We start from the raw sequence: 23,156 nt of genomic DNA on the forward strand, positions 1-23,156 counted from the left end.
ACCACATGCCAAGAGATATTCAAGCCAAACTGCTGATCGTCGATGATCTGCCGGAGAATCTGTTGGCGCTGGAGGCCCTGATCAAGGGTGACGACCGCAAGGTCTACAAGGCTCAGTCGGCTGACCAGGCGTTGTCGTTGTTACTGCAACATGACTTTGCCCTGGCCATCATCGACGTACAGATGCCGGACATGAACGGTTTCGAGCTGGCCGAGCTGATGCGGGGCACGGAGAAGACCCGTAGCATCCCGATCATTTTTGTCAGCGCCGCCGGCCGGGAACGCAACTATGCCTTTACCGGCTATGAAAACGGCGCGGTGGACTTTCTGCACAAGCCACTGGACACCCATGCGGTCAAGAGCAAGGTCAATGTGTTCGTGGAGCTCTATCGCCAGAAGAGGGCGGTGAAGGAACAGGTCGTCGCCCTGGAGCAGAGTCGCCGGGAGCAGGAAGTGCTGCTTCAACAGTTGCAGGCCACCCGCAGCGAACTCGAGCAGGCCGTGCGTATGCGCGACGACTTCATGTCGATCGTCGCCCATGAAGTGCGAACGCCTCTCAATGGCCTGATTCTCGAGACACAGCTGCGCAAGATGCACCTGGCCCGGGATAACGCCGCCGCGTTCAGCCTGGATAAGGTGAAGGCGATGGTCGAGCGCGACGAGCGGCAGATCAAGAGCCTGATCCGACTGATAGAGGACATGCTTGATGTATCACGCATTCGTACCGGCAAGTTGTCCATCCGACCCACCCGTTTCAATCTCTCTGCGTTGGTGGAAAACCTTCTACGCAATTTCCAACCGCAGATCCTGGACGCCGAATGCACGTTGAACTACACCGCCGAGCCTTCGGTGGAAGGGCTCTGGGATGAGTTTCGGATCGAGCAGGTGGTATCCAATTTGTTGACCAACGCGTTGCGCTACGGGGGCAAGAGCCCGATCGATGTGCGCGTGTACAAGGCACCCGAGCATGCCTGTATCGAGGTCCAGGACCGTGGCATCGGTATCAGCGAGGAGAACCAGAAACGCATCTTCCAGCAGTTCGAGCGGGTAACTTCCAAGGCGGTCGCCGCCGGCTTGGGGTTGGGCTTGTTCATTTCCGAGCAGATCGTGGCCGCCCATGGAGGGATCATCACCGTCAATAGTCGCATCAACGAAGGCGCGCTGTTCCGCGTTTGTCTGCCCTTGCAGGCCTCCGTTCTTCCGAAAAACGTTGCATTGACGCAACCTCTGAATGCTCCTACGGTCGTATCAGCAGCTATTGATCGAACGAAGGCTTCTCATGAGTGAAGATGCGCAAGATGTGGTACTGGTCGTCGAGGATGACCCGTCGATCATGATGGTATTGTCCGCCTACCTGTCAGAGATCGGGTATAGGGTGCTGCGGGCCGAAAATGGTGATAAGGCGTTCGAAATCCTGGCGAGCAAGCCCCACCTGGACATGATGATTACCGACTTCCGCCTGCCGGGCGGTATTTCCGGGGTGCAGATCGCCGAGCCCGCGGTCAAGGTGCGTCCTGACCTGAAAGTGATCTTCATCAGCGGGTACGCCCAGGAAGTGCGCGACACCGATAGCCCCATCACCCGACAGGCGCCGATCCTGGACAAGCCGTTCGACCTGGATGAGCTACAGGGCATCATGCGTTCGATGTTGTCCTGAGGCTGTTGAGTTCACCCCGGCCGCTGTGGGAGCGAGCCTGCTCGCGATGACGGCGGCACATTCAACATTTCTGCGGTAGACATACCGCTATCGCGAGCAGGCTCGCTCCCACACTGGGTCCTGCGGCGTATGCAGCTTCGTGTACGCCCCAAAACCCTGTGGGAGCGAGCCTGCTCGCGATGACGGCGGCACATTCAACATTTCTGTGGTAGACATGCCGCTATCGCGAGCAGGCTCGCTCCCACGGGGGATCCGGGTGTGTCTCAGGCCCCGATCATTTCCCGGACCTTGGCCGTCAACAGGTCAAATGTGAATGGTTTCGTGATCATCTGCATGCCCTGGTCAAGAAAGCCCCCTCGTACTGCCGCATGTTCGGCGTAGCCGGTGATGAACAGCACGCGCAGGTCCGGGCGGATCTGCCGGCCGACTTCCGCCAGTTGTCGGCCATTCATGCCCGGTAACCCCACGTCGCTGATCAACAGATCGATGCGCTGGCCTGACTGGAGAATCGGCAACGCACCGTTGGCATCGCCGGCTTCGAGGAAGGTATAGCCCAGTTCGCCCAATACCGAGCTGACCAGTACCCGTACTGCCGGATCGTCTTCGACGATCAGCACGGTCTCACCGGCCTGTGCGGGGGCCGCGTGCTGGGTGTCGGCTGACGATTCGGATATTGCCTCGCCCAGGAAGCGTGGCAGATAAAGATTGACGGTGGTGCCTTTGCCGACATTACTGTCGATTGCCACATGGCCACGTGATTGCTTACTGAATCCATAGATCATCGACAGGCCCAGCCCGGTGCCCTGGCCGATAGGCTTGGTGGTGAAAAATGGATCGAAGGCGCGATTGACGACTGATTCGGGCATGCCGCATCCGCTGTCCTGTACGCTCAACACCACATAGTCGCCGGGCTCCAGGTTGGTGTACGCATCGGTGAAACCGGTATCCAGATGTGTGTTGAACGTGCGCACCACCAGCATTCCGCCTTCCGGCATGGCATCCCGCGCATTGAGTACGAGGTTGAGCAGGGCGCTTTCCAGTTGATTGGGATCGGCCTCGGCGATCCAGAGCTGATCATCCAGTTGCATGTCCAGCCGGATGCTTTCATTGAGGCTGCGCTGCAACAGCTCCCCCATGGACAGCACCAGGGTGTTCATCTGCACGGCCTTGGAGTCCAGCGACTGGCGCCGGGAGAAAGCCAGCAAGCGATGGGTCAGGCCGGCTGCGCGGTTGGCCGAGGTCACACCCAGGTCGATCAGGCTGTTCAGGTCTTCGGTGCGGCCCCGTGCCAGGCGCCTGCGCAACAGTTCGAGGCTGCCGATGATCCCGGTCAGCATGTTGTTGAAGTCGTGGGCGATGCCGCCGGTCAGTTGGCCCACCGCTTCCATTTTCTGGGATTGGCGCAAGGCTTCTTCGTTGTGGCGCAATTGCGCGGTGCGTTCTTCTACCTGCTGCTCAAGGGTTTCGAGGGTATTTTGCAGGCGTAGCTCACTTCTACTGAGATCGATCAGGCGTTCCCGGGCCTCGTATTGCCTTCGTCGACCGCGCAAGGCGGTGGTGACCAGGCTGACCAGGGTCACTGGATGAAAAGGACGCTCCAGGAACGTTACGTTGCCCAACTGCATGCCAATGCGTGCCGCCGGGTTCTGTTCCGGGCCACCATGATGGGTCAGCAGGACGATGGGCAGGTCGGACCAGGCGGGCTGTTGTTCAATCTGCTGGAATAACGTTTCCAGGTCTGGGCCCACCAAGGCTTCCGACGAGATGACCAACAGGCCGGCGCCATGCTCGAGTTCCTCACACAGTTCCCCCAGATGGCGACAGATGAGGCCGGTGAACCCGGCCTCATTGAGGATCATCATGGCGATCTGGCTGTCCCGTCCCAGCGGCGCGAGGATCAGCGCCCGCTCCGACAGGGGCTCGACCAACATCACTGGAGCTCATCCCTGAGCAGCGGGTGGTCCGCTCCCATATAGGTCGGTACCCCACGCAAAACACCCTGAAAGGCTTCGAGTGGCTCACCGATCGTCATGCCTTGCCCGCTGATGCGGTACTCGCGGATCGTCGATTCGTGGCTGCCGGTGCGTTTCTTGATGATGGAAATCGCTCGGCGGACCTTGCCCAGTGCCTCGAAATAACGCAATAGAATCACCGTGTCGGCCAGATAAGTAATGTCCACCGGCGCCTGCATGTCGCCTACCAGGCCATGTTGCGCGACGGTCATGAAGGTGGCTGCGCCCTTGCGATTGAGGTAGAGCAACAGCTCGTGCATGTGCAGCACCAGAGCGTTTTCTTCGGGCATGGCAGCCTGGTAGCCGTTGATGCTGTCGATCACGACGGTCTTGATGTCACCCTCATCGACGCAGCGTCGTACCCGGTGGGAGAACTCTCCGGGGGACAACTCGGCGGCATCCACCTGTTCGATCAGCAGGTTGCCGGTTTTTTGCAGCGCCAGCAGGTCGATGCCGATGTTTTTCATGCGTTCGAACAGCAGGCCCAGCTCTTCGTCAAAAATGAACAGGGCAGCCTTTTCGCCCCGCTGCACGGCCGCCGCAGCGAAGATCATCGAAATCAGCGACTTCCCTGTACCGGCCGGCCCGAGGATCAGGGTGCTTGAACCCGTCTCGATACCGCCACCCAGCAGGGCATCCATTTCCTTGATGCCACTGGACAGCTGTTGACGCAGGTATTGCCCGCGATGTTCGGCCGCCACCAGGCGTGGGAAGACATGAAGACCGTCCCCCATGATGGTGAAGTCATGGAAACCGCCGCGGTATTTCTGCCCGCGATACTTGACCACCCGGATCCGTCGCCGTTCGGCGCCGTAATTGGGGGTCAACTCTTCGAGGCGGATCACCCCGTGGGCGACGCTGTGCACGGTCTTGTCCAGGGATTCGGTGGTCAGGTCATCGAGCAACAGGACGGTGGCGTCGTAGCGCACGAAGTAGTGCTTGATCGCCAGGATCTGCCGGCGATAGCGCAGGGAGCTCTGCGCCAGCAGCCGGATCTCCGACAGGCTGTCGAGTACGACCCGGGTCGGCTTGACCTGCTCGACCACCTCGAAGATTTGCCGCGTCGCTTCCCCAAGCTCCAGGTCCGATGAATACAGCAGGCTTTGCTGATGCTCGGCATTGAGCAGGCTTTCAGGCGGCGTCAGTTCGAAAATGTGAATGTTTTCGTCCAGCGTCCATCCGTGGGAGGTCGCGCCTTGGCGCAGTTCACGCTCGGTTTCCGACAGCGTGATGTACAACGAGCGCTCGCCGGCCTTGGCGCCGGCCAACAGGAAATGCAACGCGACTGTGGTCTTGCCGGTACCGGGTTCCCCTTCCAGCAGGAACACGTGGCCGCGGGACAGGCCACCGGAGAGAATATTGTCCAGTCCTTCGATACCGGTGGCGGCTTTGGCGTCGATCAACTCGTTCAATGTAGACAAAAATAGCCCCCTCATGGCCAGGGAAGTACAGCAGGTTGAAGTGTCTGAATACTTGACCTTTGGCGATGATGGCGGTTCCGCTTCCTGCTACATAACAGGTGAACTTGTACAAGTTGCGGGGTGACCAAGGCCCTCTACAAGCCCTGTTGCAACACCGGATCGTCCGGGTTCAACTGTTCCAGTTTCGCCAACAGAATCTGCACATTCTGCAACTGCCCGCTTTCCTTCCAGTAGTTGATCAGCAACACCCGTGCCTTGCGGTCGGCGGGGTAGCGCTGGACAATTTCCTGCAACTGTTTCTGCGCGGCTTCCAGCTCCTGCTCGGCATGCAGGGTGGTAGCCAAGTCGTAACGGTAATGACGATTGTCGGGCTCCAGTTCCACGGCTTTTGCCAGGCCGAGCACCGCGTATTCGCTCTGACCATGTTGCAGCAACCACATGCCCAGCGCATGTTGCAGGTAAGCTGACTGCGGCTGGGTTTGCAACTGTCTTGCGAGTAATTGTCGCGCGGCTTCGCCCTGTCCCTGTTTGTCGAGCACTTCGATCTGCATGACTACTGCCGGCAGGTTGTCCGGCTTCAGGCGCAGGGCTTGCTCCAGGGCTTGCTGGGCCTTCTTCAGCTCGGCGTTATGCAGGTGCAGGCGGGCGAGTTGATAGAAGGAATCGGTGGTTTGCGGGCCGTCTTGAAGCTGCTGTTCCCAGGTGTCGATGGCCAGTTGCATGGCGCCGAAGTACAAGCCAAGGTCATCCGGCGACAGGCCCAGCAGTGCGTTCACGGCGGCAAATCGCACGCTGGGGTCATTGTCGTCGAGCAGCGGCCCCAGCAACAGGCTGCGCTGCCCTGTCGGCACCAGCCCGACAATGCTGCCGATGGCCGCCCGACGTACATCCGCCGATTCGCTGTGCAGGTCCGCATCCGCCAGTTTCAAGGCCTGGGGACTTGGGTAATTGGGTAGTTCGGCGTGCAGCCACACGCGCCGCTTGGGCGATAGGTCCGGACGCCCGAGTTGCTGATAGAGCATTCTCGCCGCGCCCGGGAGCCCGTTGCGCGCCTGCGCCAGGGCTTCACTGTAGCCGCGCTTGATGGCCTCGGGAATTTGCGGCGTGCTGCTGTGCCGCCACAACGCAACCAGGCCGATCATCAGGACGACCCCAAGGCTGAGCAGAAGATAGCGGCGAGACGAAGGCATGCAGGTAATCCATAACCGGGAAACTTGAAATGCCGCAAGCTTCGGTCAGGTGGGGGGCTGAGTCAAACCTTGTGTGAGGTATGCAGGGCCTGTGGGTAAAGGTTGCTTGCTGGCGGGTAGCAAATCCTTGTGGGAGCGAGCCTGCTCGCGATGGCGATGTGTCAGTCAACAGGGATGCTGGTTTGACAGAGAGCCATCGCGAGCAGGCTCGCTCCCACAGGGGCACTCGGATGATCGATAAAAAAAGCCCCGCGTCCAGGGTGGAGCGGGGCAAGGATTTGGCTGATTGCGGTCAACCAAAGGGGCTCGGTGCAAAGGTCGGTCAGTTACTGGCAACGGTTTCCGGCTGCCAGCCACCGCCCAGGGCCTTGTAGATCGCGACGATGCCGCGATACAGGTCGACTTCGGCCTGGGCCTGGGTGTCTTCGGCGGCGAGGCGTTCGCGCTGGGCGTCGAGCAGCACGAGGAAGTCCACGGTGCCTTCGCGGTAGCGGATTTCGGCCAGGTCGGCAGCGGCACGGCTGGATTCGCTCTGACGGATCAGCGAGATCAGGCGTTGCTGGCGTTTGCCGTAATCGCTGAAGGCGTTCTCCGACTCTTCCAGAGCCAGCAGCACTTGCTGCTCGTAAGTCGCCAGGGCGCCATCGGCCTCGGCATTGGCACCGCGCAGACGAGCCCGCACGCTGCCAAGGTCAAAGGCCGCCCAGGTAATGCTCGGGCCCAGTGCCCAGGCGTTGGCCGCCGAAGAGCCGATCTGCGAACCACGCCCTGCGGTAAAGCCAAGGAAGCCGCTCAGGCTGACCCGTGGAAACAGGTCGGCCTTCGCCACGCCAATGCGCGCAGTGGCCGCGGCCAACTGGCGTTCGGCGCTGAGAATGTCCGGGCGACGTTGCAGCAACTGGCCCGGGTCGCCGATTGGCAAGGCCTTGGCGATGGCCGGCAGGTCCTTGGGGCTCAGGTCTACGCTTAATTTGTCCGGACGCTCCCCCAGCAGGGTGGCGATGCGGTTGCGCTGGCGCACCTGCTCGGCTTGCAACTGCGGCACGCTGGCTTCTACCGAGGCCAGGCGGGCGTCGGCGCGGACCACGTCCAGTTGATCGCCTACGCCGGCATCGCGCAGGCTTTCGGTGATCTTGCGCGACGCCTGCTGGTTCTGGAGGTTCGCCAGGGCGATTTTTTCCCGCAGTTGGGCTCCGCGCAGTTGGCCGTAGGCATCCACCAGCTCGGCGATCATGGTCACCTGCAGCTGGTAGAGATCGGCTTCGGCTGCCTGCTGATCGGCGTCGGTGGCTTCCAGGTTGCGCTGGATGCGTCCGAACAGATCCACCTCCCAGGCCATGTCCAGGCCCAGGTCGTAGCGCTCGGTATTGACCCGGTCGGTGGTCTGTCCCGGAATCTGGCCTTTGCCCAGGTTGCTGCTGGCGCGACTGGTGATGGTCGGCATGGCGTCATTGCTGGCGTCATCGCGAATGGCCCGGGCCGCCCGCAGACGGGCGAAGGCTACGCGCAACTCGCGGTTGCCTTCCAGGGAACGGGTCACCAACGCATTGAGGGTCGGGTCATCGAACTGCTGCCACCAGACGCCTTCGAAGCGGGCCCGGTCGAAGTTCTTCTGGCCGGCGGCGCCGTCGGTGGCGGTGGTGATATTCGCCGCCTCGGTTTGCGGTGCCTTGTAGTCCGGCCCCACGGCGCAGGCGCCCAGGGCCAGGACCAGCAAGCTCGGCACGAACACTTTCAAGCTCATTGTTGCCAAGCTCATTGTTGCGTCTCCAGTTTCAAGGCTCGGGCCGCCTTGCGGGCCTCGCTGCGCTCGACGAAGTTACGGATCAGTACATAGAACACAGGGGTAAGCAGCAGGCCGAAGAAGGTCACGCCCAGCATCCCCGAGAACACCGCGACACCCATGGCGTGGCGCATTTCCGCACCGGCACCGCTGGAGAACACCAGGGGCACCACGCCCATGATGAAGGCCACGGAGGTCATCAGGATCGGCCGCAGACGCAGACGGCAGGCTTCCAGGACCGCTGCCAGCGGGTTCATGCCCTCCAGCTGTTTATCCTTGGCGAACTCGACGATCAGAATCGCGTTCTTGCAAGCAAGTCCCACCAGTACGATCAGGCCGATCTGGGTAAAGATGTTGTTGTCGCCGCCGGACAGGATCACCCCGGTAATGGCGGACAACAGGGTCATCGGCACGATCAGGATCACTGCCAGCGGCAGGCTCCAGCTTTCGTACTGCGCCGCGAGCACCAGGAACGCCAGCAGGACGCAGAGCGGGAACACGAACAGCGCGGTGTTGCCCGACAGGATTTGCTGGTACGTCAGGTCGGTCCACTCGTAGGTCATGCCGTTGGGCAATTCGTCCTTGAGCAGTTTTTCAATAGCTTTCTCGGCCTGGCCGGAGCTGTAGCCCGGGGCGGCGGCACCGTTGATTTCAGCGGTGATGAAGCCGTTGTAGTGCATCACGCGATCCGGTCCCGAGGAATCGCTGACCTTGATGAAGGTCGCCAGCGGGATCATCTCGCCACGGTTGTTGCGTACCTTGAGCTGGCCGATCTGGTCCGATTCGAGGCGGAATTGCTGCTCGGCCTGGACGTTGACCTGGTAAGTACGGCCGAAGCGGTTGAAGTCGTTGGCATACAGCGAACCCAGGTAGATCTGCAGGGTGTCGAAGATGTCGCTGACGGCCACGCCGTGGGTCTTGGCTTTTTCCCGGTCGATGGCGGCATCGACCTGGGGCACGTTCACCGTGTAGCTGGTGAACAGCCCGGCCAGTTCAGGCACGCTGCGGCTCTTGGTGATGATGTTCATGGTTTCCTTGTACAGCTCGTCGTAGCCCAGGTTGCCCCGGTCTTCGATCTGCAGGCGGAAACCACCGATCGTGCCCAGGCCCTGTACGGGCGGCGGTGGGAAGATCGCCATGTAGGCTTCCTGGATACCCGCGAACTGGCCGTTCAAGGCACCGGCGATGGCGCCGGCCGACTGGCTCGGGTCCTTGCGCTCGTCGAAGGGCTTGAGGGTCACGAACACGATGCCGGCGTTCGGGCTGTTGGTGAAACCGTTGATCGACAGGCCGGGGAACGCCACCGCGCTCTGAACGCCCGGTTGCTTGAGCGCCAGGTCGGACATGCGCTTGATCACGTCTTCGGTGCGGTCCAGGCTTGCGGCATCCGGCAATTGGGCGAAGGCCACCAGGTATTGCTTGTCCTGGCCGGGCACGAAACCGGTCGGGGTGTTGGAGAAGCCGAAGAACGTCAACACCATCAGGCCCGCGTAGACGAAGAGGGCGATGCCGCTGCTGCGGATCACGCGGCCTACGGCGCCCACGTAGCTGTGGCTGGCGCGGTCGAAGAAGCGGTTGAACGGGCGGAACAGCCAGCTGCCCAGCAGTGCATCGAGGAACTTGGAGAAACGGTCCTTGGGCGCATCGTGCCCCTTGAGCAATACCGCGGCCAGGGCCGGCGACAGGGTCAGGGAGTTGAATGCCGAGATCACGGTGGAAATGGCAATGGTCAATGCGAACTGCTTATAGAACTGCCCGGTCAAGCCGCTGATGAAAGCCGCCGGAACGAAGACCGCGCAGAGCACCAGTGCGGTGGCGATGATCGGGCCGGTCACTTCGCCCATGGCACGCTTGGTCGCTTCCACCGGGGTGAGGCCGAGGCCGATGTTCCGTTCGACGTTTTCCACCACGACGATGGCGTCGTCCACCACGATACCGATGGCCAACACCAACCCGAAGAGCGACAGCGCGTTCAATGAGAAGCCGAACAGGTGCATCACCGCGAACGTACCGATCAATGACACCGGTACGGCCACCAGCGGGATGATCGAGGCACGCCAGGTCTGCAGGAACAGGATCACTACCAGCACCACGAGGATCAGCGCTTCGAACAGGGTGTGGACCACTGCCTCGATGGAACCGCGCACGAAAATCGTTGGGTCATAAACGATGCTGTAGTCCATTCCCGCCGGGAAGTTCTTCTTCAGTTCGTCCATCTTGGCATGGACGTCGTTGGAGATCTGGATGGCGTTGGAACCTGGGCGCTGGAAGATCGGGATCGCCACCGCCGGTTGGTTATCGAGCAACGAACGCAGCGCGTATTGGCTGGAACCCAACTCCACCCGGGCAATGTCTTTCAGGCGAGTGATTTCACCATTGGCGCCGGAACGGATGATGATGTTCTCGAACTCTTCCTCATTCACCAGGCGACCCTGGGTATTGATCGAGAGTTGGAACGCTTGGGCATTCGGCGCCGGCGGTGCACCCAGGGCACCGGCGGCGACCTGACGGTTCTGCTCGCGAATGGCGGTGACCACGTCGGTGGCGGTCAAGTTGCGCGAAGCGGTCTTGTTCGGATCCAGCCAGACCCGCAGGGAATAATCGCCCATGCCGAACAGTTGCACATCACCCACACCACCCAGGCGCGCCAGCTCATCCTTGATGTTGAGCAGGGCGTAGTTGGACAGGTAAAGCATGTCGTAGCGTTTGTCCGGCGAGGTCAAGTGCACGACCATGGTCAGGTCGGGCGAGGCCTTGTCCACCGTGATGCCGATCCGGGTCACTTCTTCCGGGAGCTTGGGCTCGGTCCGGGTGACGCGGTTCTGCACCTGTACCTGAGCGTTGTCCAGGTCGGTGCCCAGGGCAAAGGTGATGGTCAGGGTGATCTTGCCATCGGCGGTGGATTGCGAGGACATGTACAGCATGTTCTCGATACCGGTGATGGCCTGTTCCAGGGGCGCGGCCACGGTTTCACCGATGACCTTGGGGTTGGCGCCTGGGAAGTTGGCCCGCACGACCACGGTAGGTGGCACGACTTCGGGGTATTCGCTGATCGGCAACTGGAACAGCGAGATGGCGCCGGCGATCAGGATCAGCAGCGAAAGCACCGCTGCGAAGATCGGCCGTGAAATGAAGAACTGGGAAAATTTCATCTTGGGTTCAGTTCCTTAACCGCGTGGGGTCGCAGCGGCCAGTTTTCCCGCCGTCGTCGACGTCGCCTTGGACGGCGCGACCTGGGGCAGGTTGCTGGCTTCGAGCGCTTTGCGTTGTTGAGCCAGGGCGGCGAGGGTCTGTTCGCTGGCCATTGGTACGACTTCAGGCGTGACCGGTGCCCCTGGGCGAGCCCGTTGCAGCCCCTTGACGATGATGGTGTCGTCTTTGGTCAGGCCGCTACGCACGATACGCAGGCCTTCGATCTTCGGCCCCAACTCGACGGGGCGATACGCAGGCTTGTTGTCGGCGTCCATCACCAGCACGAATTTCTTGCCCAGGTCGGTGCCCACGGCTTCATCGTTGATCAGTACGGCGGAGTAGGTGCCGCTGCCCACCAGCTTCAGCCGGGCATACAGTCCAGGGGTGTAGGCGCCGTCCTTGTTGTCGAACACGGCGCGACCGCGGATGGTGCCGGTCTGCGGGTTGACCTGGTTGTCAATGAAGTTCATCTGGCCCTGGTGCGGGTTGCCGTCCTCGTTGGACAGGCCCATGTAAACCGGCGTGGCCTGGCCGCGCTGGCCCTGGCGGGCGAGTTGGGTGTATTTGAGGAAGACTCGCTCGTCGGCGTCGAAGTAGGCGTAGACCTTGTCGGTGGACACCACGCTGGTGAGCGCGGTGACGTCGGCGGTCACCAGGTTGCCGGCGGTGATTTCCGCGCGGCTGACGCGACCGTTGATGGGCGAAGTGACGCGGGTGAAGCTCAGGTTCAGTTTGGCCAGGTCCAGTTGCGCCTGGATCGCCGCGGCGGCGGCACGGGCTTCCTGGGCGGCACTGGTACGCGAATCCGCCAGTTCAGCGGAAATGGCGTTGCTCTGGCGCAGGCGTTCGCCGCGCTGGGCTTCGTTCTCGCTGCGGGTGGCCGTGGCGCGGGCCTGGGCCAGTTGGGCTTCGAGACGACGCACTTCAGCCTGGAAGGGGCGAGGGTCGATCTGGAACAGCAGGTCGCCTTTCTTGACCAGCGCACCCTCGGTGAAGGCTACTTCGTCGATCTGCCCCGAAACCCGTGGACGAATCTCGACGGTTTCCGGCGCTTCGAGGCGTCCGGTGAACTCATCCCATTCGTTGACCGGCTGTTCCAGTACCTTGGCCACACTGACTTTGGCGGCCGGCATGGACGCTGCCGTGTCAGGTGTCTTGCCACAGGCGCTTATCACCAGCACCGCCAACAGTGCGAGGGGAAAACGTAGTTTTGAAAGTGAATGGTCCATGGATAGCATCCGCCAAGTGTATTGAGATGGGCGGATAATGCGTGGCGGCATGCGGAGGAACGAATCGAATGAAGCAAAGGTAACTATCATTCGGAATGATATAAGCGCCGCCCGCCTGTCTATTGAACGTAGTGACGGACAGGCGCCCTTGCCACTGGGTCATTGCGGCAGATAGAGATCATGCACGCGGTCGATGGTGCCGTCCTTGCGTAGCGCCTCGACGGCCTCGCGCAAGGCCTCGACCATTTTTGGAGAACATTGCCTGGAACAGGCCAGGTAGAGGTCGGCATGGCTGTTGACCGGGCTCATGAGCAGTTTGCGCCTGGACACCTTCGGCCAGATGTATCGGCTTTCCGGTACGCCGTTGAACCAGGCGTCGATGCGCCCCATCAGGAGCATCTGGGCAGGGTTGTCACCAATGGCCAACGGGTAGATCTGATCGTTGCTGAACCCCTCTGTACGCAGGATTTCTTCCTGGGCACTGCCCAGGCCGACACCGATCTTGCGGTAGGCTTCCTTGGCCTCCGCAAAATTGCTCACTTGCCGGTCGAGGCTGAAGAAGGCCCGCTCCATCGGCATGATATTGGCGATCCAGGTGAAGTGGTCTTCACGACCGGGAATGCGCGACAGCGGCGTGATCAAGTGATCTCGCTCCTCGCTGACGTGCTTTTGTGCCCTGGCCCAAGGCAACACATGGATTTTCACTGCGTAACCCGCCTTGATCATGGCCTGCACGGCGATATCACCAACGATGCCATAGCCCCTGGGGTCGTTGACGAATGTCAGCGGCGGAGCGTCCAGGATGTGCAGTTCAATTGGCCTGGGCTCGCTGCGCGCGGTGTGAACGAACAGCAGCGATAGCAACAGACAAAGCCGGGGAAGCGCTTTGGAGCGAGCATTCAATACGCATGTGATCCGGCTCATGATCGATACTTCAGGCATTGAAAGAAGGGTGCCGCATTCTACGTGTGGTCGCCGGCCCTGAAACAACACCTCGCAGGTTATACGAATCAGTTGACGCGGCGTTCCCGGAAGCAAACCCGCAGTTGATCGTTTCATCTGGAGATTCTGTTGCTGTTGCCCTGACCTTATTGGTTGTTCTGAAGGTATAGATCATCTGGCTAACGAAGGCCTTGCGTTTTGCTTCCAGGTTGGCGAACGGCTAATGACGCTGTTGCGTTGGCGGATCATCTGCGCAGTTGCAACTTTTCCTTCAGAACTTCACCCACTTGCCGATACAGCGCAGGCAGCTCAAACCGCGCGGGCGCTTCAGAGGCGTCTGCCGACGCTCCTCAAGGCGTTCATGCGTCAGCGTCCACTACGATTTTCGCAGGTTGGCCCCAAGTCGACCTCAGGTAATGAACCATGTCACCCCACTCCAAGACCGAGCTGGAAAGTGCCCTTGCGCTCTGCAAGGGCAGTTTTCTTTCCGTTGGTTTTTTCAGTTTCTTCGTCAATCTGCTGATGCTGGTTCCATCGTTCTACATGCTGCAGGTGTATGACCGCGCGGTAGGCAGCGCCAGCCTGTCGACGCTGTTGATGCTGACCTTGATCATGTTGCTGTTGATGACGACGATGGGCGGCCTGGAGTGGGTGCGTTCGCGGATCATGGTGCGAGTCAGTACGCGCCTGGACTCGTTGCTGGGACAGCGCCTGTTCGACGCCAGTTTCAAGCAGGCACTCAATACCTGTGGCATGAACGCCTCGGCCCAGCCGTTGAGCGATCTGAGCGCCTTGCGTCAGTTCCTGACCGGTAACGGCCTGTTTGCTTTTTTCGATGCGCCCTGGATTCCGATCTACCTGGGCGTCATGTTCATGTTCCATCCCTGGTACGGCTGGATGGGGGTATTGAGCGCGTTGTTGTTGGGGGCGTTGGCCTTCGTCAACGAAAAACTCACGCGCGCACCGTTGCAGGCCGCGAACCGCGAGCAGATGACGGCCACCACTTTCATCAACAAGAGTTTGCGCAATGCCGAAGTGGTCGAATCCATGGGCATGCTGGCAAGCCTGCGTGAGCATTGGATCCGGCGGGTCCACGGGGTCCTGATCCTGCAAAGCCTGGCCAGTGATCGCGGTGCAACCATTGCTGCGGTATCCAGGACATTCCGTCAGATTGTCCAGTCCCTGGTGTTGGGCCTGGGCGCCTATTTGACGATCACCCATCAGATTTCGCCCGGGCTGATGATTGCCGGTTCCATTTTGCTGGGACGAGCGCTAGCGCCCATCGACCAGTTGATTGGCGTATGGAAAGGCTTCCTCGGGGCGCGCTCACAATATGCCCGGCTCCACGAATTGCTGGTCAAGGTGGCTGCAGAGCCCGAACGCATGTCGTTGCCTGCGCCGAAGGGGGCGATTCGCGTCGAGGGTTTGTCGGTCGGCGCCCCTGACGCTCGCAAGCCGATCATTCGCGGCCTGGGCTTCCAGGTTGCCGCGGGGGAGGTGGTGGGCATCATTGGTCCCAGCGGTGCCGGGAAATCGACGCTGGCCCGGGCACTGCTGGGAATCTGGCCAACCCAGGCCGGTACCGTGCGCCTGGACGATGCGGACATCAGCCAATGGCGCCGTGATGAACTGGGTCAGTACATCGGTTATCTGCCCCAGGACATCGAACTGTTCGAGGGCACCATCAGCCAGAATATCTCGCGCTTCGGCCCGGCCAACGCGCCTGCGGTGGTCGCCGCTGCGCGCATGGCCGGCGTGCACGAGCTGGTGCTGCAGTTGCCCGAAGGCTACGACACCGTGATCGGCGCCAATGGCGGCGGGTTGTCCGGCGGCCAGCGTCAACGTGTTGGTCTGGCCCGTGCCTTGTACGGCGAACCGCGTCTGGTGGTCCTCGACGAACCCAACTCGAACCTGGATGACGCCGGCGAAAAAATGCTCGCCGAGGCCCTGCAGAAACTCAGGCAGAGTCGGGCCACGGTGTTTGTCATCACCCATCGCTCCGGGGTGCTGGCTCAGGTGGACAAACTGTTGGTGCTTAATCAGGGCGAGCTGAGTCTGTTCGGCCCGCGGGACAAGGTCCTGGCGCGATTGCAGAGCGCTGCGCCCGCGGTCCACCCAGCCACCGCGATTCAATCGTAAGCAGCGGATAAAAACCTTTCATGCAGAACAGTCAGCTTTCATCCGCCCATATGCCCGCGCTGCCGATCGATGATGGACCGGCACGGCGCATCGGCTACCTCATATTGTTAGTGACCTTCGGCCTGTTCGGCGGCTGGGCCAGTCTGGCGCCGCTTGACAGTGCCGCACTGGCGCCGGGCGTGGTCACGGTCAAAAGCTACCGCAAGACCGTACAACACCTTGAAGGCGGCATTGTGCGCGAATTGCGCGTTCATGACGGCGACCGGGTGAACGCCGGCGATGTGTTGCTGGTGCTCGACAACACCCAGGCGCGCTCGGAAATGGAAGCCATGCGCAGCCAGTTGATCGCAGCCCTCGAGTTGCAGGCCCGGCTGGAGGCCGAGCGGGACGCACTGCCCGAGCCCGCTGCCGTGCCGACCCTGGATCTGGCTGATCCGCGAGTGCGTGAAGCTCGCGACAGTGAAGCACGGATCTTTCAGGCCCGGCGAAACGCCTTGCTGGGGGAAATCGGCCTGCAGGAAAAGACCATCGGACAAATCGAAGAGCAGATTCGCGGGTTCAAGACCATCATCGCCAGCAAGCAAACACTGGCGGCGTCCTACCAGGACGAGATCGTCGATTTGCGGGCATTGCTTGCCGAAGGTTACGTGGACAAGCAGCGTCTGCGTGAGCAGGAGCGCAGTCTCTCTCGCCTGCAGACTGAAATAGCCGAAAGTCAATCCCAGATCGCCCAGGCGCGGGTCAATGTCGACGAGGCGACGCTGAAGATACTGCAATTGAAAAAGACCTTCGCCAGCGAAGTCGCCGGTCTGTTGGGTGATGCCCGAACCAAGGTGTTCGAACTGCGCGAGCGGCTGGCGACCCTGCAGGATCGTGACCAACGCACTGACATCCTGGCACCCGAGTCGGGAATGGTGATGGGCATGACCGTCCATACCCTGGGCGCGGTGGTCAGTCCAGGCACGGCGCTGCTCGACATCGTCCCGGCCAACGAGGAGTTGATCGTCGAAGCCCAGGTTTCACCGATGGACATCGATCGCATCGCAGTGGGAAAGTTGGCGAACATTCGTTTCAGTGCGTTCAAGAACCGCGCTACGCCGGTTGTCGAAGGGCAACTGGTGCAAGTATCCGCTGATCGCCTGATCAACAAGGACACCGGCGCGCCGTATTACCTGGCCCGGGTAGCCATGACTGACAAGGGGCAACAGGTGTTGGGCGGCCTGACCCTGGTGCCGGGCATGCCAGTCGAAGTGCTGATCAATACCGGTGAGCGGACACTGTTGCAATATCTGATGCAGCCAGCGAGCAATGCTTTCGCCCGTTCGTTGATCGAGGACTGACATGAAGTCCCTGATCGCGATCTGTCTGCTCCTCATCCCACTTGGCGCTGTTGCTGACGACACTTACATAGACCTGTGGCAACTGCATCAGGAGGCGCAGGGTTCCGATCCGCGCATTCTGCGTGCGCAAGCCCGGATCCACAGCGGAGAGGGCAACGAGCGAGCGGCCCTTGGCCAACTGCTGCCACAACTCAACGCCAGCGGCAGCGTCAATCGCGGTCGGCGTGACGACGACCTGAGCCGTATCCAGTACAACGGCAAGCGCATGGCCGTGGCGCTCAGTCAGGTGATCTACGACCCGCAGGTCTGGCGCAGTTACCAGAAGTACGTAGAACTGGCCCGGCAGAGTGAATACGAATCCGACGACACCCAGGTGCAGTCCAGCATCGACCTGTCCGAGCGCTACTTCGCCGTGCTCGCGGCGGAGGATGAGCTGTCCCTGGTGCGCAGCGAGCTGGACGCCACCGAGCGCAACCTCAAGCGCGTCAATGCGCTGTATGCGCGGCAGATGGCGATGGTGACCGATACGCTTGACCTCGAAGCGCGAGTGGACGCGCTCAAGGCGGATGAGATCGAAGCCGGCAACAAGGTCCAGGTCAGTCGGGAAGCCATTTCCGAACTGGTGGGGCGAGATGTCCAGGAACCTTTCAAGCGCATCGGCGACAACCCGGCCTTCAGTCTGCCGGCGCAGACCCCGGACTATTGGGTGCAAACGGCACTCGACAGCAACCCGGCGCTGCATGCCCGCGAACACAGTATCCGTGCCGCCGAGGCGGCTATCGGTGAAGCCAGGGCGGGCCATCTGCCCCGTCTGGGCCTGAACCTCACGGCGCAACGCAGCGATATCGGTTATGAAGGGGCGGTGACGCCGCGCTCGGACAATCTCGTCGCCTCCCTTGATCTGCAGGTGCCGCTCTACAGCGGTGGATCCACCAGCGCCCGGGTATCGACGTCTGAAAGCGACAAGGAAGTCGCCCAGCAAGAGCTGGAAGCCTTGCGGCGCCAGGTGATCAAGGAGACTCGCACCGCCTATCTCGGGATGTCGGCCGAACTCAGCCGGATCAAGGCAACACGCCACGCACTGGAATCTGCTGAAAAGTCACGGATGGCCACGGAGAAGGCCTTCGGATATGGCGTCAAGAATGCCGTGGATGTCCTGGACAGCATCAAGGAAGAATTTCGCGCGCGGCGTGACTTCTATCAGTCCCAGTACCGCTTCGTCACCAGTTTGCTTGTACTGCATCGCTGGAGCGGAAGGCTGGGGGATGGAGATATTCGCAAGGCGAATGAATGGCTGGTTGCGCCAAAAAAATAGCGTCAGAATTGAAAAAGTAGTGGCCAGATGATATTAATGCCGCCATTTCTAATATCATGATCCCTTGTAACGGCCGCATCCTAGGAAGGGCCGCAGATCTACACACAGGAAGTTCGTATGCCAAGTCCCGCTGGTTTTACATTTGCTCTGCCGGCAAGCCTGACCGGAAATGCCCAAGTCGACAGCCTGATTTACGGCACTTACTGGATGGACACATTGAGCAACGGCACGTTCTCCACGGCCTTGACATACAGTTTCATGACCACCGATTCATATTTCGCCCGCTCCTATAGCGACGTAAATGAATTCACGTCTGGCTACGTCCTGTCTTCAGCGCAACAAAGCGCCATTGTCAGCGCCCTGGGCAAATGGAGTTCAGTGGCCGATATCAAGTTCACCCAGGTGAGCGAGTCTTCCACCAGCGTCGGCGACTTGCGATTCGGTGGTTATGGGGACATGGACGAAGACACCGCCGCCTGGGGTTATTTCCCCGGACTGAGCGCCAGCGCCGGTGACGTCTGGATCGGGCCGGCGACGAGCGACCCAAGCCCCGTTCAGGGTAGTTACGATTATCTGACTTTCGTGCATGAAATTGGCCACGCGCTGGGTCTCAAGCATCCGTTTACCCCAGGTCCGAGCAACCCCACGGTGCTTGCTGCCCAGTACGATGATGTCCGTTATACGGTCATGAGTTACCACAACTCGTACTCTTATGAGCCGACCACCCCCATGCTGCTGGATATCGCCGCCATCCAGAGTCTTTATGGTGCCAATACCCTTTGGCAGACCGGTAACAACACCTATAGCTGGGCGGCTGACCAGTCGGTATTCGAGACCATCTGGGACGCCGGTGGCAATGACACGATCGATGCCAGTAATCAGCTGTCGGCAGTCCGCATCAATCTGAATGAGGGGCAGTTCAGCAAGATCGGCCAGGCGTTCCTGAACACAGACACCAATACCGCCTTTAATGAAGGACTGGCGATAGCCTATGGCGCCAAGATCGAAAACGCTGTGGGCTCGGCCAATGACGATACCCTGATAGGTAATGCACTGGGTAACGTTCTGAATGGCCTTGCCGGTAAAGACACCCTGATCGGCGGCGCCGGCAACGACACCTATGTGGTTGACAACATCGGTGATGTGATCAGCGAAGACAGCACCCTGGCTGGCGAGATCGACACCGTGCGCTCTTCGGTGAGTTGGGGGCTGGGCGCCAACCTGGAAAACCTCACGCTGACCGGAAATGACAACGTCAACGGTCTCGGTAACGCCCTTGCCAACGTACTGACCGGCAACGCGGGTGACAACGTGCTGGTCGGTGGTGCCGGGCAGGACACGCTGATTGGCGGCGCCGGCAACGACACCTATGTGGTCGACAACGTCGGTGACGTGATCAGCGAAGAGAGCACCCAGGCCGGCGAGATCGACATCGTGCGCTCTTCGGTGAGCTGGGGGCTGGGCGCCAACCTGGAAAACCTCACGCTGATCGGGAATGACAACATCAACGGCCTCGGTAATGCCCTTGACAACGTAGTGACCGGCAACGCGGGCAACAACGTGCTGGTCGGTGGCGCCGGGGCGGACACGCTGATTGGCGGCGCCGGCAACGACACCTATGTGGTTGACAACGTCGGTGATGTGATCAACGAAGACAGCACCCTGGCCGGCGAGATCGACACCGTGCGCTCTTCGGTGAGCTGGGGGCTGGGCGCCAACCTGGAAAACCTCACGCTGATCGGAAATGACAACATCAACGGCCTCGGTAACGCCCTTGACAACGTACTGACCGGCAATGCGGGTAATAACGTGCTGGTCGGTGGCGTCGGGGCGGACACGCTGATTGGCGGCGCCGGCAACGACACCTATGTGGTCGACAACGTCGGTGATGTGATCAGCGAAGACAGCACCCTGGCCGGCGAGATCGACACCGTGCGCTCTTCGGTGAGCTGGGGGCTGGGCGCCAACCTGGAAAACCTCACGCTGACCGGAAATGACAACCTCAACGGCATCGGTAATGCCCTTGCCAACGTACTGACCGGCAACGCGGGCAACAACGTGCTGGTCGGTGGTGCCGGGCAGGACACGCTGATTGGCGGTGCAGGGGATGACCTTTATGTCCTCGACAACATCGGCGACACCGTCACCGAGCTCGCCGACGAAGGCCATGACCTGGTGCGCACAGCGGTCACCTATACCCTGTCGGCCAACGTCGAGGATGGTCAACTGATCGGCATTTCCGCCATCAACCTGGTCGGTAATGCCGCAGCCAACAGCCTGGTCGGCAACAGCGCCGACAACGTGCTCAATGGCCTGGGTGGCGCGGACACAATGGAGGGTGGTGCCGGCAACGACTCCTATGTGGTCGACAATATCGGCGACACGGTGATCGAGCAAGGGACCTCGCTCAGCGAAATCGATAGCATTTTTTCCTCGGTCAGCTACATCCTGGGCAGCAACCTAGAGGTCTTGAAGCTGGTCGGCACCGATAACCTCGACGGTACCGGCAACGCCTTGGACAACCGCCTCACCGGTAACGTGGGGGCCAACCTGCTGAATGGCGGTCTCGGAGCCGACACCCTGATCGGCGGCGCCGGCAACGACACCTATGTGGTCGACAACGTTGGTGACGTGATCAGCGAAGACAGCACCCTGGCCGGCGAGATCGACACCGTGCGCTCTTCGGTGAGCTGGGGGCTGGGCGCCAACCTGGAAAACCTCACGCTGATCGGAAATGACAATCTCAACGGCCTCGGTAACGCCCTCGACAACGTAGTGACCGGCAACGCGGGCAACAACGTGCTGGTCGGTGGCGCCGGGCAGGACACGCTGATTGGCGGTGTGGGGGATGACCTTTATGTCCTCGACAATATCGGCGACACGGTCACCGAACTCACTGGCGAAGGCCATGACCTGATACGCACGTCGGTCAGCTATACCCTGTCGGCCAATGTCGAGGACGGTCAACTGGTCGGCGTCTCGGCCATCAATCTCACTGGCAACGCCTTGGACAACCGCCTCACCGGTAACGTGGGGGCCAACCTGCTGAATGGCGGTCTTGGAGCCGACACCCTGATTGGCGGCGCCGGCAACGACACCTATGTGGTCGACAACATCGGTGATGTGATCAGCGAAGAAAGCACCCTGGCCGGCGAGATCGACACCGTGCGCTCTTCGGTGAGCTGGGGGCTGGGCGCCAACCTGGAAAACCTCACGCTGACCGGAAATGACAACATCAACGGCCTCGGTAATGCCCTTGACAACGTAGTGACCGGCAACGCGGGCAACAACGTGCTGGTCGGTGGTGCCGGGCAGGACACGCTGATCGGCGGCGCCGGCAACGACACCTATGTGGTTGACAACGTCGGTGATGTGATCAGCGAAGAGAGCACCCTGGTCGGCGAGATCGACATCGTGCGCTCTTCGGTGAGCTGGGGGCTGGGCGCCAACCTGGAAAACCTCACGCTGACCGGAAATGACAACATCAACGGCCTCGGTAACGCCCTTGACAACGTAGTGACCGGCAACGCTGGCAACAACGTGCTGGTCGGTGGTGCCGGGCAGGACACGCTGATTGGCGGTGCAGGGGATGACCTTTATGTCCTCGACAATATCGGTGACGCGGTCACCGAACTCGCCGACGAAGGCCATGACCTGGTACGCACGTCGGTCAGCTATACCCTGTCGGCCAATGTCGAGGATGGTCAACTGGTCGGCCTCTCTGCCATTAATCTCACTGGCAACGCCTTGGACAACCGCCTCACCGGTAACGTGGAGGCCAACCTGCTGAATGGCGGTCTTGGAGCCGACACCCTGATCGGCGGCGCCGGCAACGACACCTATGTGGTCGACAACGTCGGTGATGTGATCAGCGAAGAGAGCACCCTGGTCGGCGAGATCGACATCGTGCGCTCTTCGGTGAGCTGGGGGCTGGGCGCCAACCTGGAAAACCTCACGCTGACCGGAAATGACAACATCAACGGCCTCGGTAACGCCCTTGACAACGTAGTGACCGGCAACGCGGGCAACAACGTGCTGGTCGGTGGCGCCGGGCAGGACACGCTGATTGGCGGTGTGGGGGATGACCTTTATGTCCTCGACAATATCGGCGACACGGTCACCGAACTCTCAGGCGAAGGCCATGACCTGATACGCACGTCGGTCAGCTATACCCTGTCGGCCAATGTCGAGGACGGTCAACTGGTCGGCGTCTCGGCCATCAACCTCGCTGGCAATGCGCTGGACAACAGCCTGCTCGGCAACAGCGCCGCCAACGTGCTCAACGGCCTGGACGGTGCGGACACTCTGGATGGCGGCGCAGGCAACGATCAGCTTGACGGCGGCGCGGGTAATGACGTGCTGATCGGCGGCGTTGGCACTGACACCCTGACGGGCGGTGCCGGAGCCGACAGCTTCATGTTCGGCGCGTTGAATGAGTTGGGTATCGGCAATGCTCGCGACATCATCCTGGATTTCAGTCAACTCCAAGGCGATAAGCTTGACCTGTCGAAGCTCGATGCCAATATCCTCGCTGCAGGAATCAACCAATTCAGCTTCATCGATTCGGCTGACTTCAGCGGTGCAGGGCAATTGCGCTTCGTCGATCATGTGCTTTCCGGCAATATCGACGGCAATCTGGGAGCGGACTTCGAAATCCAGCTGGTGGGTGTCAACACCTTCAGTGCCAGCGATCTGATTGCCTGACGGTTGATTCAGGCTTCTCTGAGAACACCGATTCGTGGCGAGGGAGCTTGCTCCCGCCGGGCTGCATAGCGGCCCCTTCTTTTGAGGGCGCTTCGCACCCAAGCGGGAGCAAGCGCCCTCGTCACATGTTTCCGAGCAAGTGAACAGCGTCGCGCTTATTGGGCGGCGTTTCGTATGTGGTCGGAAAATATTTCGGCCAACCTGTCGATTTCTCCTATCGTCATTCGATTATC

At 60.8% G+C, this 23,156-nt stretch carries 13 protein-coding genes; 6 read left to right on the top strand and 7 right to left on the bottom strand.

Going from position 1 to position 23,156, the window contains the following annotated elements; translation table 11 throughout:
• Positions 1–5 precede the first annotated feature (5 nt).
• On the top strand, positions 6–1,286 hold the full coding sequence (locus CGA22_RS17970; RefSeq protein WP_041023232.1) for a hybrid sensor histidine kinase/response regulator: 1,281 nt from the start codon (positions 6–8) through the stop codon (positions 1,284–1,286).
• Positions 1,279–1,656 (top strand): response regulator, encoded by a 378-nt coding sequence (locus CGA22_RS17975; protein ID WP_041023233.1) that lies wholly within the window; start codon positions 1,279–1,281, stop codon positions 1,654–1,656. Before CGA22_RS17970 ends, CGA22_RS17975 begins: the two co-directional genes overlap by 8 nt.
• A 263-nt stretch (positions 1,657–1,919) precedes the next feature.
• Here the strand turns inward: CGA22_RS17975 and CGA22_RS17980 are convergent, their stop codons facing one another.
• The 7 genes from CGA22_RS17980 to CGA22_RS18010 all read right to left on the bottom strand — a co-directional run bounded on the left by CGA22_RS17980 (position 1,920) and on the right by CGA22_RS18010 (position 13,407).
• A complete protein-coding gene (locus tag CGA22_RS17980; protein ID WP_223194822.1) occupies positions 1,920–3,587 on the bottom strand; it encodes a response regulator in 1,668 nt (555 codons plus the stop codon).
• Positions 3,587–5,089: an ATPase domain-containing protein gene (locus CGA22_RS17985; protein WP_041023235.1), complete on the bottom strand. Its 1,503-nt coding sequence runs from the start codon at positions 5,087–5,089 to the stop codon at positions 3,587–3,589. The genes CGA22_RS17980 and CGA22_RS17985 overlap by 1 nt, the downstream gene beginning before the upstream one ends.
• A 134-nt stretch (positions 5,090–5,223) precedes the next feature.
• Positions 5,224–6,279, bottom strand: a complete 1,056-nt coding sequence (locus CGA22_RS17990; RefSeq protein WP_041023236.1) for a tetratricopeptide repeat protein — start codon at positions 6,277–6,279, stop codon at positions 5,224–5,226.
• Between the two features lie 322 nt (positions 6,280–6,601).
• Positions 6,602–8,023, bottom strand: coding sequence for an efflux transporter outer membrane subunit (locus CGA22_RS17995; RefSeq protein ID WP_041023237.1), 1,422 nt, complete (start codon positions 8,021–8,023; stop codon positions 6,602–6,604).
• Between the two features lie 11 nt (positions 8,024–8,034).
• Positions 8,035–11,214 carry an efflux RND transporter permease subunit gene (locus tag CGA22_RS18000; RefSeq protein ID WP_188258662.1) on the bottom strand — a complete coding sequence of 1,060 codons (3,180 nt, stop codon included), beginning with the start codon at positions 11,212–11,214 and terminating at the stop codon, positions 8,035–8,037.
• A 15-nt stretch (positions 11,215–11,229) separates the two neighbouring features.
• The gene (gene mexE, locus CGA22_RS18005) at positions 11,230–12,483 is read right to left on the bottom strand and encodes a multidrug efflux RND transporter periplasmic adaptor subunit MexE (RefSeq protein WP_041023239.1); all 1,254 of its coding nucleotides are present in this window, start codon (positions 12,481–12,483) and stop codon (positions 11,230–11,232) included.
• Positions 12,484–12,642: 159 nt separating this feature from the next.
• Positions 12,643–13,407, bottom strand: coding sequence for a substrate-binding periplasmic protein (locus CGA22_RS18010; RefSeq protein WP_041023240.1), 765 nt, complete (start codon positions 13,405–13,407; stop codon positions 12,643–12,645).
• 441 nt (positions 13,408–13,848) lie between these two features.
• On the opposite strand from CGA22_RS18010, the gene CGA22_RS18015 reads away from it, so the two are divergent.
• From CGA22_RS18015 to CGA22_RS18030, 4 genes are all read left to right on the top strand, one after another.
• Positions 13,849–15,564 carry a type I secretion system permease/ATPase gene (locus tag CGA22_RS18015; protein ID WP_041023241.1) on the top strand — a complete coding sequence of 572 codons (1,716 nt, stop codon included), beginning with the start codon at positions 13,849–13,851 and terminating at the stop codon, positions 15,562–15,564.
• Between the two features lie 20 nt (positions 15,565–15,584).
• Complete coding sequence (locus tag CGA22_RS18020; protein ID WP_041023242.1) at positions 15,585–16,904, top strand: HlyD family type I secretion periplasmic adaptor subunit; 1,320 nt, start codon at positions 15,585–15,587, stop codon at positions 16,902–16,904.
• A gap of 1 nt (position 16,905) precedes the next feature.
• Positions 16,906–18,219, top strand: a complete 1,314-nt coding sequence (locus CGA22_RS18025; RefSeq protein ID WP_041023243.1) for a TolC family outer membrane protein — start codon at positions 16,906–16,908, stop codon at positions 18,217–18,219.
• Positions 18,220–18,336: 117 nt separating this feature from the next.
• Entirely contained in the window at positions 18,337–22,923 is a 4,587-nt protein-coding gene (locus CGA22_RS18030; RefSeq protein WP_188258663.1) for a M10 family metallopeptidase C-terminal domain-containing protein, read from the top strand.
• Positions 22,924–23,156: the final 233 nt, after the last annotated feature.

Source organism: Pseudomonas sp. PSB18 (assembly GCF_014596565.1).
In the GTDB taxonomy this organism is placed as follows: Bacteria; Pseudomonadota; Gammaproteobacteria; order Pseudomonadales; family Pseudomonadaceae; genus Aquipseudomonas.